This window comes from Bifidobacterium asteroides (genome assembly GCF_009683175.1).
GTDB classification, from domain to species: domain Bacteria; phylum Actinomycetota; class Actinomycetes; order Actinomycetales; family Bifidobacteriaceae; genus Bombiscardovia; species Bombiscardovia asteroides_H.
Genome location: NZ_WKKW01000001.1, coordinates 439,597 through 457,093, shown reverse-complemented (window position 1 = coordinate 457,093; position 17,497 = coordinate 439,597). Strand labels below are relative to the sequence as shown.

The 17,497-nt window shown below is 59.4% G+C and carries 14 protein-coding genes; 8 read left to right on the top strand and 6 right to left on the bottom strand.

The window, feature by feature from the left end:
- The first annotated feature begins 1 nt into the window (after position 1).
- Together GKC41_RS02030 and GKC41_RS02025 are read left to right on the top strand one after the other, a co-directional pair.
- A complete protein-coding gene (locus GKC41_RS02030; RefSeq protein ID WP_154312746.1) occupies positions 2-601 on the top strand; it encodes a YbaK/EbsC family protein in 600 nt (199 codons plus the stop codon).
- Positions 602-731: 130 nt separating this feature from the next.
- Entirely contained in the window at positions 732-2,291 is a 1,560-nt protein-coding gene (locus tag GKC41_RS02025; RefSeq protein WP_154313064.1) for a ClC family H(+)/Cl(-) exchange transporter, read from the top strand.
- Between the two features lie 27 nt (positions 2,292-2,318).
- Here GKC41_RS02025 and GKC41_RS02020 read toward each other — a convergent pair whose 3' ends face one another.
- Complete coding sequence (locus GKC41_RS02020) at positions 2,319-2,930, bottom strand: Type 1 glutamine amidotransferase-like domain-containing protein (protein ID WP_154312745.1); 612 nt, start codon at positions 2,928-2,930, stop codon at positions 2,319-2,321.
- 146 nt (positions 2,931-3,076) lie between these two features.
- Here GKC41_RS02020 and GKC41_RS02015 point away from each other — a divergent pair, with 146 nt between their 5' ends.
- Complete coding sequence (locus GKC41_RS02015) at positions 3,077-3,811, top strand: hypothetical protein (RefSeq protein WP_229281560.1); 735 nt, start codon at positions 3,077-3,079, stop codon at positions 3,809-3,811.
- 8 nt (positions 3,812-3,819) lie between these two features.
- Here GKC41_RS02015 and GKC41_RS02010 read toward each other — a convergent pair whose 3' ends face one another.
- Both GKC41_RS02010 and GKC41_RS02005 read right to left on the bottom strand, forming a co-directional pair.
- On the bottom strand, positions 3,820-4,521 hold the full coding sequence (locus tag GKC41_RS02010; RefSeq protein WP_029678028.1) for a LuxR C-terminal-related transcriptional regulator: 702 nt from the start codon (positions 4,519-4,521) through the stop codon (positions 3,820-3,822).
- A gap of 99 nt (positions 4,522-4,620) precedes the next feature.
- A complete protein-coding gene (locus tag GKC41_RS02005; RefSeq protein ID WP_229281559.1) occupies positions 4,621-5,934 on the bottom strand; it encodes an ATP-binding protein in 1,314 nt (437 codons plus the stop codon).
- 113 nt (positions 5,935-6,047) lie between these two features.
- Here GKC41_RS02005 and GKC41_RS02000 point away from each other — a divergent pair, with 113 nt between their 5' ends.
- Positions 6,048-7,952, top strand: coding sequence for a PspC domain-containing protein (locus GKC41_RS02000; protein WP_154312743.1), 1,905 nt, complete (start codon positions 6,048-6,050; stop codon positions 7,950-7,952).
- 346 nt (positions 7,953-8,298) lie between these two features.
- Here GKC41_RS02000 and GKC41_RS01995 read toward each other — a convergent pair whose 3' ends face one another.
- The 3 genes from GKC41_RS01995 to GKC41_RS01985 are packed head-to-tail and all read right to left on the bottom strand — an operon-like array spanning position 8,299 to position 12,581.
- Positions 8,299-9,855 carry an alpha/beta hydrolase family protein gene (locus GKC41_RS01995; RefSeq protein WP_154312742.1) on the bottom strand — a complete coding sequence of 519 codons (1,557 nt, stop codon included), beginning with the start codon at positions 9,853-9,855 and terminating at the stop codon, positions 8,299-8,301.
- 44 nt (positions 9,856-9,899) lie between these two features.
- Positions 9,900-10,556 carry a DUF4125 family protein gene (locus GKC41_RS01990; protein WP_154312741.1) on the bottom strand — a complete coding sequence of 219 codons (657 nt, stop codon included), beginning with the start codon at positions 10,554-10,556 and terminating at the stop codon, positions 9,900-9,902.
- Between the two features lie 12 nt (positions 10,557-10,568).
- Positions 10,569-12,581 (bottom strand): DUF4037 domain-containing protein, encoded by a 2,013-nt coding sequence (locus GKC41_RS01985; RefSeq protein WP_154312740.1) that lies wholly within the window; start codon positions 12,579-12,581, stop codon positions 10,569-10,571.
- A 401-nt stretch (positions 12,582-12,982) separates the two neighbouring features.
- Here GKC41_RS01985 and GKC41_RS01980 point away from each other — a divergent pair, with 401 nt between their 5' ends.
- The 4 genes from GKC41_RS01980 to GKC41_RS01965 all read left to right on the top strand — a co-directional run bounded on the left by GKC41_RS01980 (position 12,983) and on the right by GKC41_RS01965 (position 17,449).
- Positions 12,983-14,560: a PTS transporter subunit IIC gene (locus tag GKC41_RS01980; protein WP_154312739.1), complete on the top strand. Its 1,578-nt coding sequence runs from the start codon at positions 12,983-12,985 to the stop codon at positions 14,558-14,560.
- 115 nt (positions 14,561-14,675) lie between these two features.
- On the top strand, positions 14,676-15,677 hold the full coding sequence (locus GKC41_RS01975; RefSeq protein WP_195760119.1) for a LacI family DNA-binding transcriptional regulator: 1,002 nt from the start codon (positions 14,676-14,678) through the stop codon (positions 15,675-15,677).
- A 12-nt stretch (positions 15,678-15,689) separates the two neighbouring features.
- A complete protein-coding gene (rpe, locus tag GKC41_RS01970) occupies positions 15,690-16,373 on the top strand; it encodes a ribulose-phosphate 3-epimerase (protein WP_154312737.1) in 684 nt (227 codons plus the stop codon).
- Positions 16,374-16,549: 176 nt separating this feature from the next.
- The gene (locus tag GKC41_RS01965; RefSeq protein ID WP_154312736.1) at positions 16,550-17,449 is read left to right on the top strand and encodes a ribokinase; all 900 of its coding nucleotides are present in this window, start codon (positions 16,550-16,552) and stop codon (positions 17,447-17,449) included.
- Positions 17,450-17,497: the final 48 nt, after the last annotated feature.

The window sequence follows — 17,497 nt, the reverse complement described above, 5'->3', positions numbered from 1 at the left end:
CATGAGACCAGGCAATGGCAGCACCGATCCTGCAGCCAGAGCAGAGCTTGACGCCTCAGCCGGTATGGATAAGGGATCATTAGGCTCGGGGGACAGGATGGTTCCCCAGCCGGTGCGAGAGCTTCTGGATGGTTTGAGAACAAATTGGCGAGTCGCTCAACACCCGCCCTTGGACACCATTGACCAGGGCATGGAGCTGGGCATTGCTGACCTGCTGGGGATTTCTATAGAAAACCTCTCCAAGTTCCTGCTGCTGGAGGATGCTGGAGGTCTGCTGATACTTCTGGTGGCCAAGGGCATAGAGCGGCCTGATCTGCGCCAGGTGCGAGAAGTGGTCGGATGCCGGAGGCTGCACATGGCCTCGGCTGCCACCCTGCGCCAGTGTCTGGATACGGTGCCGGGTCGGGTCTCGCTGCTTGATCTTGTGGGCCATCGCGGCCAGGTGGACACCGTCGTCCTGGACGGTAATCTGACGGCAACAGACGAACAGACAGCACTGCCGTTGGGCTCTGACGATGTGTCCGTCTGCTTGCCCGGCTCCTGCCTGCCGGATCTTGTTCGGAAGCTGGTATCCCGGGTGTTCATACTCTCTGAGAGCTGAAGTCGTCGACTCAGCCATTGCTCCTGGTCTCTGCCTTGGGGGATGCTGGAAACCGTTGTGCGCGAAGGAGGGAAGGAGCAGGCCGGTGAGGCTGAATCTGTCTTGGAGAAAAGGGCCATCGGCAGATGAGATGGATCAGACCCATCCTTCCGACCAGCTGCAGGCGACCAGATCGGGTCGAGCCAGCCGGTGGCTGGTGGCGTTCAGGGCCGCCTGTTGCGGACTGCTGGTGGGAGTACTGGTGGTGCTCTACCGGCAGGGCATCGGTTATGGCACAAGGTTCGCTCGATGGGCCTACGCGCAGATGCGTGACCAGACCCTGATGATTCTTCCTTGGCTGCTGGCCGCCCTGCTGGTAGGACTGGCCTTGGCCTGGATGGTCCGCCGGGTTCCTATGGCCTCGGGCTCCGGCATTCCGCAGGTGGAGGGAGTGGTCATCCACGGCATGCGCATGCCTGCCCTGCCTGTGCTGGGCGTACGGTTCCTGGGCGGTCTGGCCTGCGGCATGTTCGGCCTGTCTCTGGGACGCGAAGGGCCCTCGGTGGAGATCGGCGCGGCCGGTTCCCAGCTAGTTTCCCGAGGATTGCGCCGAGACCGTGTGGAGGAGACCTGCCTGGTTACCTCTGGCGCGGCTGCCGGTCTGTCTGCGGCATTCAACGCGCCCCTGTCGGGGATGGTCTTCGCCCTGGAGGAGATCCACAGGTCTTTTTCTCCCATGATTCTTCTTTCGGCGGCCATGGCCTGCCTGAGTGCTGATTTCATCGCCAAGAACCGCTTCGGCCTGCGCCCGGTCCTGGACTTCACCGCTATGCCCCAGCTGACCATCGCCCAGTATCTGCTGATGATCCCCCTTGGGTTGGTGGCCGGCCTGGTGGGAGCTGCCATGAACCGTCTGTTGCTGGGTGCACAGAGCCTTTACAGCCATCTGTCCTCGAAACTGGGGCCGGTGATCTCCCTCTTCCTGGCCCTGCCGGTCGGATTGATGCTGCCTGCCGTCCTGGGTGGCGGCGAGGACCTGATCGGCAAGGCGGAAGGCGTTCGCGAGGTGGCTTGGTCGGTGGCCGTCAACCTGCTGGTCCTGCTCCTGGTCAAGATGCTCTTTACGGCCACTTCCTTCGGCAGTGGCGCCCCTGGTGGCATCTTCATGCCCATTCTGGCTGTCGGTACGCTGACCGGGTCCCTGTGCGGGATGGGTGCGGCCGCCCTGGGAATGCCCGTTCGAATCATTCCGGTCTGCGCGGTCTGTGCCATGGCTGGCACCCTGACGGCCTCGGTCAAGGCCCCCATAACCTCCATCCTGCTGACAGTGGAGATGTCTGGCTCCTTGGTTCACATGCTCCCCGTGGCCCTGTGCGCTTTTACTGCTCTGATGGTGTCCGATTTGTTGCATGTCGAGCCTATTTACGAGGCTCTTCTGGAGCGTTACCGTCGAGGGCATGCTCCCGATGACCAGGCCCCTGACAGGGTGACTGTCGAGTTTCCCATAGAGCATGGCAGCCCGGCGGCTGGTCGTCTGCTGGGACAGGTTCCCTGGCCGCACGGATGCGCCGTTGTCGGTCTGCGCAGGGGCGAGCATCGGCTGATTCCCGCTGGTGATCTGCGACTGCTCGCAGGAGACGGTGTCATCCTGCTCTGTCCGGGTGATCGCCTGGACCAGGCCCGTCAGGTCATGGAAGGCCTCTGTCGCTGAGGGGTGCTTTTCCAACTGGTGTTTTCTCTAAAGGATGGTCAGGCACTGCCCGTGGACTGCCACGGCCTGGCTGTTGCTGATGGCCACCATGGGTCCATCATCGTTGTAGCGGTCCATAATTTTCCTGGTTACCTCGGCGAAGGGCTCGGAATCCAGGTGGGGGAGGATGCGGAAGCCCACCAGACCCAGTCCGGCGGTGGTGTCCAGATCCGGGGCGGCCGAGCGCGGATCCATGGCATCCAGGAAGCCGATATCGGGACCGGTCACCACAGCGCCAGCCGATTCGCCGATGTAGGGTTTGCCCTGATTCACCTGCTGTCTGATCAGATCCGCAGCGCCTGAGCGACGCAGCTCCTGCAGCAGGAAGAAGGTGTTACCGCCGGACAGGTAGATTAGGTCGTCCTCCTCCAGGCTTCGGCGTATGGTCTCCAGATCGGCGGTCGAGACTTCCAGGTCGTCGATCCTGCAGCCCATGTCAGTGAATGCCTTGCGAGCTTCTTGGACATAACCATCCGAACGCTGTGGGAGGTTGGCCGTGGGAATGAAGGCCACCGTACGATTCTTGGGCGAGTCCTCAAGGAAGGCGGGCAACCTGTCAGCGGTAGCGGAGAATGAGGATGTGAGCAGCAGCCGACGCATGACGGCTCCTTTCGTACCGGGCGGGACTTCCGCCCAGGGCAGGTTGCAAAACATAAGATTAGACCATGGCTGGCTTCAATATATCCATGCATGACCTTCGCCTGGTGATTGACCACGTTGTAGGTTCGGATGCCTAGTCTGGGGGCATGGCAAGGCAGCATCAGGAGTTCCGGAAGGAATCGGGTCAAGACATCTCGAGTGACATGTCTGGTTATGATTTCTCCGGCAACGACAGGTTCAGCGATGACCGCCCCGATCCTGCGGCCCCCGGCGGCAGCATCATCTTCGCGTTGCCCGGGACCTTGGTGGATTGGGATCCGCGCAGAGCCCTGGTCGGGCAGTACCCTGACGGGGTGATCGATATGGTGCTGGACCCGGAGGACCCTTGGGGTTTCGCCTGTGTCAGCAGGCAGATCAATCTGGGCGTGGATCCGCAACAGGCACTGGCCGACTATGAAACCACTCACGGGCCTGCGGTCGCCTGGGTGGTCCGCGTCTGTCTGGAAAACTACACCCTGGCAGTGAAGGGCCTGCTTCCCGGGGCGTCGGAGCTGTTGGAGGATCTGCGGCGGGCAGGCCTGACCCTATGGGGCCTGGCGGCAACGACCCGTCAGCTGATCGAAGCGGCATCCGAGGTCCTTTCACCGCTCTCTGCGCTGAAAGGTGTACTGATCTCATCCGAGGAGCATATGGACCTTTCCGATCCGCTCTTCTATCGTCTGGCCCTGCGCCGCTTTGCCATCAGCCCCGGGCATACGATCTTCGTTGATGCGGATCCTGAGCATGTTGCTGTGACTGACCGACTGGGCATGGATGGGATTGTTGCCGATGATATCCGCGGTCTGCGTCAGCTCCTTCGTCAGCGCGGCATCGTCTGCTGAGCGGACTTTCAGACGATGCGGCGGTCTGCGGCCCAGCGGGTCAGTTCGGTCCGGTTGGACAGCTGAAGTTTGCGCAGGACGTTGGAGACGTGGGTCTCAACCGTCTTTATGGAGATGAACAGCTCGGAGGCCACCTCGCGGTAGGTGTAGCCCCGGGCGATCAGGCGCATGACCTCCTGTTCGCGCGCGGAGAGCCGGTCCAGTTCGTCGTCTTCTGCCAGGCCGGCATCTGCGACCTCGTCCTCCTGGAAGGCGGAGAGCACGAATCCGGCCAGCTTGGGCGAGAAGACGGCGTACCCTTCGTGCACCTGGCGGATTGAAGAGACCAGATCTTTGGCGGAGATGGTCTTGGTCACGTAACCACGGGCTCCGGCACGGATGACCGAACCCACGTCCCTGGGTGAGTCGGATACGGAAAGGGCCAGAAAGACCGACTGGGGGGAGAGGGGATGGGAACGGCTCAGAATTTCGGCACCTCCGCCGCCCTGGCCGCCGGGCACGTGCACATCCAGCAGAACCACGTCGGGACGGGTCTGCCTGACCATGAGGATGGAGGACTCCACATCCGCCGCCTGACCCACGATGTGAAAATGCGGCTGCAGGGTGGTGATGACGCCGGTGCGGAACATCTCATGGTCGTCGACGACGGCTACGCGAATGTTTGCGGACCCATCCTGGGCTTGATGGGGCTCTGCTGCAGTCGTGGTCATGGGCGTGGTTCAGCCCGCCTTTCCCGACGCAGGGTCCTCAAGTGTGAATGGGATCGGACCGGCATGCGTCTGTGAATGAATGGTTCACCATGCATCCTATCATTGCTGGGCATCGGTCCCTTTTTCGGCCTGACCGACCTTGCCCTCCTGATGCTGGCTGGCCTCGGACAGCGGCATGTGCATCCTGACCTCGGTGCCCCAATCAGGGCGGGAGACGATTTCGACCCTGCCGCCCCGCCGACGAATCCGGCCGATAATGGACTCGCGTATTCCCATACGGTCAGCTGGAATCGCATCCATATCAAAGCCCGAACCGTGGTCGCGCACGTAGACCTCAACCTGATTCCTGCGGGCCTCGCAATATACGGAGATGGGTTCACCGCCGTGGGTGACGGCATTGACCAGGGCTTGCCGGGCCGCGTTGAGCAGGGCATCGGTCTGGGCGCAGGGCATGGCGTCGCCCACGGTGACCACCTCGATTGGCTTGCCTGAATCGTCCTCCACCTGTGCGGCTATCTGGCTCAGTCCGGTGCTGACGGACCGGTCTGAAGGGGTGCGTTCCTGATAGAGCCAGTTGCGCAGATCGCGCTCCTGGGATCGGGCCAGGGTGAAGACGGTATGTGGGTCGTCGGCATGCAGCTGAATCAGGGCCAGGGTCTGCAGAACGCCATCGTGCAGATGGGCTGCCATATCGGCCCGCTCCTCCTCGCGTTCCTTCATGGCGCGTTCATCGCCCAGCTGGCTAATGATTGAGCCGACCCAGGGCACGACCACTGCGGTTACGCCTACAAGAAGCAGGCCGGCCAGGACTATCAAGGTCAGGGCCCAATGCAATTCCTGGGTGGACAGCAGGAAGATTACCGCAGCCGACAGGATCAGGGCCAGGCTTCCGATCAGGGCCGGCAGGTGGTAGCCGGTTCCTTGGTTCTCCGGCCTCAGCCAGGCCAGGACCAGTCCAGCGCAGAAAAGCAGGCAGGGGACGACAAAGGCGGGGCGCATACCGCTGCTGAGCAGAATGACCGCGGTCAGCAGGAGGATGATGCCCAGACCTGCCAGCAGTCTGGTTACCCGCCCGGGGGTGATGCTGTGATCCTCCTTCTGACCTGGTTGCCCAGTAAGGATGCTGGGCGCCAGCGGGGCTGACCGCGGATCATGCGGTTGGACTGCCTGGGTGGGATCGCCCTGGGGAAGTGTCAACCAAAGAAAGCAGTAGACCACGCAGGTGATCATTTTGGGAGCCAGGAGAACCATGACCAGGCGTATCCAGAAGACGGGGATACCCAGGTGCAAACTGACGCCCTTGCAGACTCCGCACAGGATCCTGCCCTTGTGCGGCCTCATCAGGGGCATGCGCGCAGGGTGCAGAGGAGGCGGTTCCTTCAGCGTTTGCTGTTCCTGCATGGTTGCGTTCATGCTTCCATTATCGTTTTCGGACGGTGCCGATAAGGCAGTAAGGGGAAGAAATCAGGGTTGAATCAGGGTGTTCCCCCATAAGATTCACGCTCGCTGGGTGTTGTAATGAAGACATGAATGGTGAGATGAACGGCAATGGCCCTGAGAACGGCTGGCAGTGGAAGTCCGACAGGTTCTTCCGTGCCTGCAGGGAGTCCTATCTGATTCGTGACCAGGGATGGATCGGTGGCGTCTGCGTAGCCTTGGCCCGTCGGCTGGGCTGGAGCGTGACCCTGGTCAGAGCGCTGATGATTTTGGCGGTCTTTTTCTTCGGCACCGGTGCTGCCTTCTACGGTTTTGCCTGGTTCGTCTTGCCGGACCGGCGTGGGGTCATCATTGCCCAGGAGCTGATTCACGGGATTTGGCACGCTTCCATGGTGGGCATCATCATTTATTGGCTGCTGGCAATCCTGATTCCTGGAGTCGGAATCTTTTCCCTGGCTTTGGGTGCGTTGATCCTGTACCTGCTCATCCGGTGGAGCCGCAACAAGGCCCTGGAGTACCAAAGAGGGTACTGGGCTGGGCCGGATGCCGGCAGGCCGGTTTCGGGCGATCCTTGGGTGATGGGACCGCAGTATTCGGAACGGCCGAGTGGCACAGGTTCGCAGTGGTATTCGAATCAGCCTGAGTACCCAAGCTTTTCGGGGTATGAGGGATACCAGGATTACACAGGGACGCGAAGCGATGCACAGACGGCAAGTAATGCGAGCTCGGAAGGATTCAAGGACCAGCCGGAGCATTCCGATTCGTATGGAACTTTGGGGCAACAAGGGGAGGTAACCTCTCTTGGACCCATCTCTGAGACAGAGGATTCGGCCAACGCTGGCAGCGATTCGAATAATACTCAAGATGGGGGCAATCCCATCGCTGGTGCAGCTCCCGGAGGCTGGGCGGGGGCAGAAGGCCCTGCAGAACCTGCTGGGAACACGAATCAGTCATATGGATTCGGTGCCTGGCCGGGCTATGGTACAGGGGGATCATTCTCGACAGGGCCGGGAATAGCCCCTAAGGTTCCGTCGGTTCCGCCCCGGCTACGACGTCGCCCCGCTGGACCTGTGCTGGTCAGTCTTCTGTCAGGACTGATCCTGGTCTCCGGAGCAGGGGTCTGGTGGATGGCCACGAACCCCTATCGCGGATTGAATGCTGCCTTGACCTATGCTCTGATCTGGGCTGGAGGCGTCACGCTGGCACTTGGCGTGGTCATACTGGTCCTGGGCTTGATGGGCCGCAGGTCTGGAGGGTTGACCCCCATTGCCTTGATGGCCTGCCTGGTTGTCCTGATTCTGGCTACCGGTTCGGCCGTACCAGGCATTGAGCAGACCCAGAACCGCAGGGTCTTGGCCGACTACGCCACAGTTCAGGTTAACGGCAATAACCATGGGCGTTTGTTGGGGGCGGACAGTGCAGACATGAGGCGTTATCGCCGCGGTATCAAGCTTGTCGGAGACCAACACGATCAGGGAAGTGCCGTCATTGACCTGACTGGTTATGAGCAGAAACACGGCACCCATCATGTTCAGATTATGGATGATGCGGTGAGTACAGTCTCAGGCTGCCCGACGGGCACCGTCCGCCTGGCTGTGGCCTATGCTGACGTTCGCCTGCTCATACCTAAGGGATGCAGTTTGTCCTATAGGGAACACGCCGACCTCTACAGGGTCTTGGGATCAGGGGCGGCTGACTGGATAACCGAGACGGAACAAGGAAACTGGATGTGGTGGGGCAATACGTCGTCATCGGCTGAACGACGCGATTGGGAGGAAGCCCTGCGAGCGTCCAAGGAGGATCAGTGGCATATGCCCGACGAACCCGAATTGATCGTCGAAGCCAATCTCATGGCCGGTGCACGGGTCACCGTGCAAGCCCGGGGGAGTGCTACCCAGCCGAAGCGGGCGCAGCTCTACAGCGGCTTGATCAATGATTATTGGGATTACAGCTACAATCCATGGCAGTTTGGGGAGGATCAGGAAGATGACTGATACGCAGCAACCAGAAGGAGACCAGCCGATGGATCGTCAGGAACGCATCACCAAGGCCATGCCGGTTGAATCCCCACCCCCGATTTACCAGGTTCGGATGCAGCCGCCGGAGCCGGTCCGTCCTAGCGGGCCCAGCCTGCCTACCATCATTTTTGGCGCCCTGGTTGGACTTTTGGCTCTGACCATGTTGGCTCTAGGATTGGTCTTTCTGCGTTACGGTACGGATCTGACCATAGTCGTACCCTGGCAGCGGGTTATTCCATTGATTTTTGCCGGCATGGGCGTAGTGCTGATTGGCGCGTCTGTATTAGCCTGGCTGGCATCGGCAAGGCGCACCCGCTCTATCTCAAAAGACCAGGATATTCCAGAAGATCAGGCTGCCAAGAATGGCCAGAGACCCCAGCAGGATCAGGGTCAGGGTCAGCCAGTGGCCAGCCCCGGCAACAGCCGGCTTGCCGTCAGCTCGGTTGAAGACAGAGGTCAGAGTGCTCGCCAAGAGCAGGATGAATACCAGACACAGAACGGACAACAGGGACCAGCATGATGCCATCATCGAGGACAGATGCATGAGGCCAAGCGCCTTGCGGACCACAGTAAAGGCATAGGCCAGCAGGGCAGCCATAAGTCCTGCGGCTAACAAGCCTAACGACCAGAGCCGTCCGGTCAGGCCTTTGCTGAAGCCTGACTGTCTGCGGTCTTTGCCTCGAGCCCGCAGATGTGAGCTCAAGGCTCCAATCAGGGCAGAGACCAGGGCGGCAGCCAGCAGAATGGGGCCACAGACCATCAGCACCAGAAGGGCGGTGAGCGAAGGTATCAACCCTGTATTCGTGTGCTCGGGCACTTGATTGAGCTGATGGGGCTGGCTGCCGGCAATCATAGGAGTTGACCACTGGTTGGCTTGGGTGCCCAGTGCCACGGCGTTGATCCAGTCTTCCAGATTATGGGTATATCTGGGTTCCAGGGGTAACCCGGCCTTGGCCAGTCGACTGCCGGTGCGGATCTGATGGTTGGTGGGGTAGTAGCGCAGGGTCACGTTGTCGTTGCCGTTTGCATGAGTTCTGCGGATGATCTCGCGCGCCCCCTGCTCGACTGGCATGGAGACATCCTTGGTGCCGAAGTTGATCATGACTGGCATCCGCAGCTGGTCCAGATAGGGCAGGGAGGGGAAGTCGGCGTACTCCAGGCCCAGCAGGGACAGGTCCATGCCCATGAGCCGGGGTATCACGTTGCGGATTCCCTTAGGTGCGCCAATCAGATCCAAGTAGCTGGTGGCCGCCATGGCCATCTGCTGTCGTCCCGGGTAGACGGGAGGCGAAGTGAGGATGGAGAAGGCGATGCTGGGGTCCTTGGCGGTCATGATGGACGATATCCAGGTGCCCTCGGACTCGGCGTACAGGCCTACTTTGGTCGGATCCACGCCCGGCCAGGAGCGCAGGCGGTCAAGGGATCGTCCATAGTCAGCGGCCATGGCCTGATAGTCGCGGTGGAAGGTGGTGTAGGTGTCCAAACGCTTGTCGGGCACCAGGGTGGTGATGCCGGCCGAGGCCATGGCTGAAGCCAAGTCGCCGTATACTTCGGAGGATTTGCCCGTTCCGGCGCCATGGATGAACAGGCAGGCTGGTCCAGTGCCCTTACGGTCGCTTGGCTCTCTGACGATGGCCTGGATATGAACTCCGCCATCCAGAGTGATGCTGATCTTCCGCTCCATGACTGGGTGGGTGCCCTCAGGGGTAGTGGGACCCAGCCTCGAGGCGACGGCAGTGGAGCGGGTCGAGACCTGCAGATGGTCGCGGTAGGGTTCCACCTGCCAGTCCGGCGTCATGGCTTGGCCCAAAAGGAGCATGACCAGCAGGATGACCACAAAGGAGGCGGCGGTAAAGCCCGCCCGTTTCAGCTTTTGCACCCGTCAACTCTACCTGACCGCTCGACTGGTTGGTCAGATGGACCTCATGATTGTGGTTCAGGTGATTTATCCTGAGCCTGTTCGGCTTCGTCCAGGGTCTCAAAGCCGTTCAACTGCACCGTGGCCAAGATGGTTTCCTCGGTAAGATTGCCGCCCTTGGCCTCGATTTGGTCCACCATGGACTGGTAAAGATCCAGTGTTCGGGCCGAGTAGGTGCCCAGTTCGCCACGCAGATAGGTCTCGAAGGAGGTGGCCTCCGGCGTGTCCTCGCTGGTGCGCAGGACCCGCATCTCCTGACCTAGACGGGGGTAGCGCTCGCGGAAGTCCTTGGCCCAGGCCACCTGTCTGTCGATGATGCGCTCCTGCCGCTCCTGGCGATCCAGACCCAGCCTGGGCAGGTAGGGGGCGATGCTGCTGTGGTACTGGTCCGGGGCTGTGGACTCCATCATCCGCCCATATTTCTCGGTCAGCAGGTTGCGTCCCACCTTGTCGGCCTGATCCAGGTCGTCCGCATAGCTGGTCAGCAGGGGGTGTGGCCAGGTCAGAAACTGGCTCAGGCGCATCTGGTGGAACATGGGCCAGTTGCCCTGACAGTTGGCCGGACCACCCTCGTTGTTGACCTGCTGGAACTGCTCCCATTCGTGGCGGACGATCCGCTCGCGCAGGGATTCCTCATCCTGACATTGCTCGTCGTTAGCCATCTTTGGCTCCTTTCAGATGCTGTGCAGAACCGGATCGTCGCTGGAGATGTGGGCCTCGACATAGGGGCGCTGCCACTCCAGGAAGGTCTCGGGGCTGTTGGTTAAGCCCTCCGCTTGCAACTCTTCTACGATTCCGGCGCAGATTGACTCTACAAGTTTGCTGACGCGTTCAGCGGCCGGTCGGGCTCCCTTGCCGCCTTCGCCGAAGCCTTGCCCTCCGTAGCAGGCAGCCGAGGCCAGGCGCAGAATGTCTTCCAGTTGCTCGGTCAGGTCGGCCAGCCTGGTGGCCATTCTTCCGCTCAGTCGCCGAAGGGCCGCGAAGGTCCACTTGTAATAGGGAAGATACCCGACGGTAAGCGGATTGTTGATCAGGAAGATCAGGGAGGCGCAGGCTTTGATGAATTCGTTGATTGACAGCATAGCCGCAGCACCATCGCCCCGCTGTAGACTCCGCGGCAGGTTATACTGGCCAGCCTGGGCGATCATGCCCAGGCGACGGGAGATCAGACAGAGGCGCACATCGTCGGGCATGGCCTTGAACCCCTGCCGGGTGGCCAGCATCTGTCCCAGAGGATCCGCGAAAATCTTGCCATTGGTGGCTGCTGCCAGCGTGGCCTCGTCCAGGAGCAGCCATTCGTGGGGGTGATCTTCCGGGGGCGCCTGCCGGTAGCCGGTCAGAGATTCGAAGAAGGCGCCGATTTCAAAGACGCCAACGCGTCGGTTAGCCCCCTTGGCTCTGACGCTGTCGGTCCGCGAACCGAACCCCATGAACTCAGTAGGCAGGGCCTCATAGTCCTTCTGCAGCTGGTCGCCGATGGCCTGGTAATCCTCGCTGGTCAGCCACAGGCAGAAGCCGGGGCCAAAATCGTGGTCCCGGGATATGGCATCGTCAAAGCCGTAGCAGTCCGAGCCATGGCCCATCAAGCCCACGGCAATCCGGCTGCGATATTGAGGGTAGCGTTCCTCCAGCATGGGACGGCCCACCTGCTCCCAGTAGGCCTTGGCCAGGTCCAGACCTTGAATATCGGGGCGAAGGTCGTGCCGATCGTTGTCATCGTTCTGATTTCTGGTCTTCGGCTGGCTGGATGATGCTTCGTCAGCCTGATCGGATTGGCCCTTGTCCCCGGCTTCTTCGGCGGCGGTCTGGGCCTGGTCCAGATTGGCCTTGGTGATCTGGTAGTAGTCGCTGCCCCTGCCATACCGGTCCTCAATGATGGCGAGGGCCTTGCGATAGGTGTCTGCCGATTGACCGAAGCGACCGGTCATGTAGCAGACCTGGGCAAAGCCTGCCAGGGCCGAGGCGTAGTGCGCACTGTTTTCCAGGTGGCCGGTTCGATAGATGCCCAGGGCGGTGCGGGCCTGGTCCCAGGCCTCCTGCAGGGTCTGCGGATTGTCGTTGCGCTGCATGAGCATAAGGGCCAGGTTGGTGTGTGTGGTGGCCAGATCCAGGTCCCGGGAAGGATCGGTACTGGAATTCTCAAGGATGTCCATGGCCTGGCGCAACTCCTGTTCGGCCTGGTCGGGCCGGTCGGTTTCGCTGTAGAGCATGGACAGGTTGTTGTGCAGGGCAGCCAGCCGCCGGTCCTTGGGCCCGAGGGTTTTGGCTGCAGAGGCAAGTGCCTGCCGGTAGAGATCCTCAGCCTGGTCGTACTTCTTGGCTGCCCGTAGACCTGTGGCTGCATTGATCAGCGTGGTCGTCCAGGCCTCGGACCCCTCGATGCGCATGCGTGAGGCCAGTTCGATGGCACGCTGGATCATCCACATGTTCTCCTGGTGGCGCCCCTGGGACCGGTAGAAGCCCATGGTTTCGTTGAGCACGGTCAGCAGTCCGGCGTCATCACCCGCATTTTCCGCATCCACCAGCGCCTGCTGCAGGTATGGCTCGGCCTCGTCGCGGGCCTTGCCGGCGTTGAAGATGGCATCCAGTCCATCCAGGAAGGCTTGGGTGTCGAAGCTGCCGTCCGGTTGCATGTAGGACTGTTGAGGCTCTTTCTGCTTGCTGTCCTGCCAACCGACCTCGTCCATGTGGCCTCCGCTCGTCATCAATGATGGAATCGTGATGCACGCGATTATACGATGCGTCAATTATTCATATACATTCTACGGCTTGAACTTCCGCGGGGACCTGCGGGTCTGGGTCGGTTTGCTCACAGTCAGGAGATCAATTATTTATCGTCAATGAGTAATCGGTTTCGTAATCTAGTGGGATATATAAGGATGTCAAAGGCGGAATAGGCTGTCCGTCCAAATGGTGTTGCGATTTTCTTGGTATCCAAAAACGCTGTTATAACAGCGAAGAATCAACTTTCTAGTCTCTTGTGATTGACGTTTTTGCCTTGTGGCTGCTTGCGCGATCGCGGCAAATGGTATAAGACTTTGAGTAACCGGTTACGCAATCGTGTCGTACAAGGAGGTATCGCAGCACCATGAATCTCGATTCAGTTGTGCAGGCACTGGACCACGGTTTCAATTGGTTCATAGGCCTGGGCGGCGCAGCCATGATGTTCTTCATCATCACCCTGTTGTCGCTGGCTTTCGGTGTCAAGCTGTCCAAGGCATTTGAGGGCGGTTTGAGAATGGCCATGGCCCTGACCGGCATGAGTGCGGTCATTGGGCTGCTGACCAACACCTTCAGTCCGGCTCTCAAGGCCTTTGTGCGTTATACCGGCCTTCAGCTGTCGGTCACGGATCTGGGTTGGGCGCCCATCGCCGTCATTACCTGGAGTTCGTTGTATACGCTCTATTTCGCTCTTATCTGCATTGTGACCAATCTGGTCATGCTGGCTTTGAAGCTCACCAACACCCTGAACGTCGATCTGTTCAACATTTGGAATGTATCCATACTTGGCCTTCTCATCAACTGGAGCGCCGGCGGAAACTTCTTCCTCATGTCCGTTTTCGTGGTCTTCATTTATGCCTTGATGCTCTTCAATGCTGATGCCATGAAGCCCACCATCGATGATCTGCTTGGCTACGATCAGGACAACATCACCACCACGGCTCACCCTGCCTTGCTCGTCACTCCAGTGGTTGTCCTCCTCGACCGTCTGATCAGTAAGGTCCTGCCTTTCATCGATCGGTTCGATTTTGATGCCGAGACTTTGAACAAGAAGATCGGATTTCTGGGAAGCAAGGGGGCCATAGGCGCATATTTGGGCGTCTTTGTGGGTCTTCTGGGTCGCCAGGATGCTGCCCATATCTGTGCGCTGGCATTCTCCTCCGGTGTCTGCCTGGAGCTTTTCGGAGTTGTGGGCGACTGGTTCGCTCCCGCTATTGGTCCCCTATCTGAGGGTGTCACCTCTTTCATGGAGCGTCGCATGAAGGGGCGCAAGCTGTATATCGCCATTGATTGGCCCATTCTGGCCTCCCGGGCTGAGCTCTGGGCTGTGGCCAACATCCTTGCGCCCATCCTGTTGCTGATCGCCATGATTCTTCCCGGCAATTCAGTGCTCCCCCTCGGAGGGATCATCCTCACCGTGCTGGCGCCCTCACTCCTCATAGGAGCCAGGGGCAAGGTGGTGAGAATGACCCTGATAGGGACCATTATGATTCCCCTCTTCCTTTGGGCCGCAAGTCTGATTTCGCCCTTCCTGACCCAGACTTCGAAGGCTATGGGAGTCTTCCCCGCCGGACTGGGCAAGAACGAGATGTTTTCGGCCGTGGACTCTGATCCGCTGGAGAAGATGCTGGCCATGCTGATAGGCAATGCGGTTCGGACCCTCGACTTGAAAACCATCGGCTTGGCTCTGCTGGCCTTGTTGGCTTATATCGGGCTTTTCGCCTGGTATGTCAGAAGGCTTCGCAGGGAGTCGGCAGCAGGAATCAGCGTCGGTTCGGTTGCTGTTGACCAGCTCGATGCCGCCCCCGGGGCTGGTTCAGTTTCCGCACAAGGTGGAGTTGCCTCAGACCTTGAGTCTCCATCATCTTCTTCTCTACCCCCTGTCGGCAAGCGCGCGGATGAGCCGGACAGAGCTGGAGTCGGGGGTGATGCCTCGAGTCTATAGAAGTCCTGGAAACCTCGCTGAAATCACGTCTCCGGTTTAACCTGAAGTAACCGGTTAGGCCCAGGGAATCCATCCCATGCAGGGCCCTCCATCGCAAAGATATAAGGATCGACTGATGGTGACGATTAGGGATATTGCGGAGCTGAGCGGTGTTTCCACAGCAACCGTGTCGCGCATTCTCAACAAGAAAGGAGGGGCCAGCGATGCGACGGTAAGCAAGGTCAACGCCATAGTCAAAAAGCTTGGATATCAGCCGAACTTCGTGGCAAGGACCCTGTCCGAGCAGTCATCGGATTTGGTCGCTCTCTTGGTTCCCGACCTGGGCAATCCCTACTTTGCTGATTTATCAGGGAGGATAGAACAGGCCGCAGACCGGCGAGGACTCCATATATATCTATGCAACAGCAAGGATGAACGCGATAAGGTCGATTATTATCTGCGGTTTATGGAGGGCATCCGAGTCCGCGGGGCCATCATCAGCTCCTTGTTCGTTAATGAAGAAGACCTGACCAAGCTCAATAACCAGGGTATCTACACGCTCACGATGGATCGGGCATGCTTCTCCCATCCGTATTCGGCCTTATATGTGGATCACCGAGCGGGAGGGTACAAGGCCACCAGGTATCTGATCCAACAGGGTTCCTGCAGTCATCTCATGTTCATATCAGGACCTGAGCAGGAGAAAAGTTCTGAGGATCGGTATGCCGGGTACCTGAAGGCGATCACCGAGGCAGGGGTGAAGCCGGTTGTCAAACTGACGACTTCCTTCTCCCTGGCCGGAGGATACCAGGCGGCAAAGGGTTTCCTTGAGGATCACCCAGGGTCCGTGGATGGCATCTTCTGCTCTGATGACATTATGGCCATCGGAGCCATGAGGGCCTGTGCCGACCTGGGAATCCGGATACCTGAGGACATGCGGGTCTTTGGCTATGACGACATCGAACTGGCTGAATATTCCGTGCCACGTCTAAGCACGGTCAATCAGCTTCCCGAGGATATAGGCGAGCAGATCATGGATCTGTTTGAAAGCACCGTGTCCACCAAGGGGAAGCCGCAGAAACGTTCAATCGAACCGCACCTTGTCATTCGTGACAGCTCACAGACAAGGGGCGTGTAAATAGGAGATGTAATGCTGGAAATAGGGCCATCGCTCATGTGCGCCGATCTGGGCAACCTGGAACGTGATGTCAGGGAGCTTGATGCGGCGGGCGTTGATTTCTACCATATCGATGTGATGGACGGATCGTTCGTTCCGAATTTCACCCTTGGTCCCGACTTCGTACACAGGGTGCGGGCCATTACCGACAAGCCGTTGGACCTGCACATGATGGTGGAGCGGCCCGAACGCTATATTGACATGTTCGCTCTGGCCGGGGCTTCCGGAATCGCCATTCATGCAGAGTCCACCAGAAACCTGCAGGGGACTCTGACGGCAATCCATAAGGCAGGCCTCAAGGCGGGAGTAGCCATCAGCCCGGCTACGCCGCTGGACGTGTTGGACTACATATACGACGTCACGGATTATGTGATTCTGATGACGGTCAATCCCGGCTTCGCAGGGCAGCGATTCATCGAACCCATGTACGGCAAAATCAGTGATTTGGCCGATCGAATCCGCAGACGAGGCATGAATATCCCCATTGAGGTGGATGGGAACATCGGCCGCCAAACCATTCCTGAATGTGTACGCAGAGGAGCTACCAGATTCATCGGAGGCACCAGCGCCATATTCCGCGAAGGTCACAGCCTTGCCGAAAATGTTCGTGCCACGCGTGAACTCTTCAAGGAGGCGGTGGGCCCGCAAGAGGTCTGACATCCGTTTCTTGTTCTCGATCGGTTACTGATGAGCCGATTATTGCGCATCAGCATGCTTGCCGACTGAGTCCAAACCAGTTGTAAAACACATCACACGCTAAAGCCGAGAGCCGCTGCGTGAGGCGAAGCCTTGCCTGATAGCGGCAAATTCATACCAATTTTGAGGAGATTATCATGCATTATGACGTCATAGTACTGGGTAGCATCAATCTGGATGTCAAGGCCTTGGTGACCAGCTATCCCAGACATGGGGATACGGCCACAGCAAAGAGCATCACCATGCTGCCGGGCGGGAAGGGTTCGAATCAGGCCGTGGCTGCAGCCAAGTTGGGAGGCAAGGTGGCCATGCTGGGCGCGGTCGGTGAGGACGGCGCAGGCAAGCAGATGCTTGACAATTTAAGCGATTGGGGTGTCGATACCCGGTTCGTCATGCGCAATGGCAATGAGGGGACCGGAACATTCATCGTCCAGGTGGATCAGACCTCCGAGAACACCATGGTGGGAACGCTTGGCGCCAATGACACCATCACGGCCGCAGAAGTGGATACAGCCTTGGATCAGATGGAGGCTCCGGTTCTGCTTATGCAGCTGGAGACCAGTCGCGAGTCCGTTCTGGCTGCTTTGAAGGCCGGCAGACGCAAGGGCATGTACATCATCCTTGATCCCGCTCCGGCTGACGGTTTCTTCCCCGAGGCGCTCGCCTATGCCGATTGTGTCACGCCCAACCAGCAGGAAACCGAGCGGATCACCGGTATTCATGTGACCGACAAGGTGGAGGCGGTCAAGGCTGCCAAAGCCATAGCCGGCATGGGGCCGAAGACCGTCATCGTCAAACTGGGTGCAGATGGCAGTGTGGTTTTGCACGAGGGGGAGATCTACGAAATCGACTCAGTCAAGGTCCACGCACTGGACTCCGTCTGTGCCGGTGATGTGTTTGCCGGCGCCCTTGCGGTCAACTATGCCCAGCATGGGGATTTTCTGAAGGCGGTGAATTTTGCCAACAAGGCGGCCGCCATCAAGGTCAGTCGTGTGGGCAACCATCAGGTCTTCCCCACCTTGGCCGATATGCGCTGACCGAAGTCAAGCACAGCTGCATGCAGTTTGACGAGTAATCACGCGCAG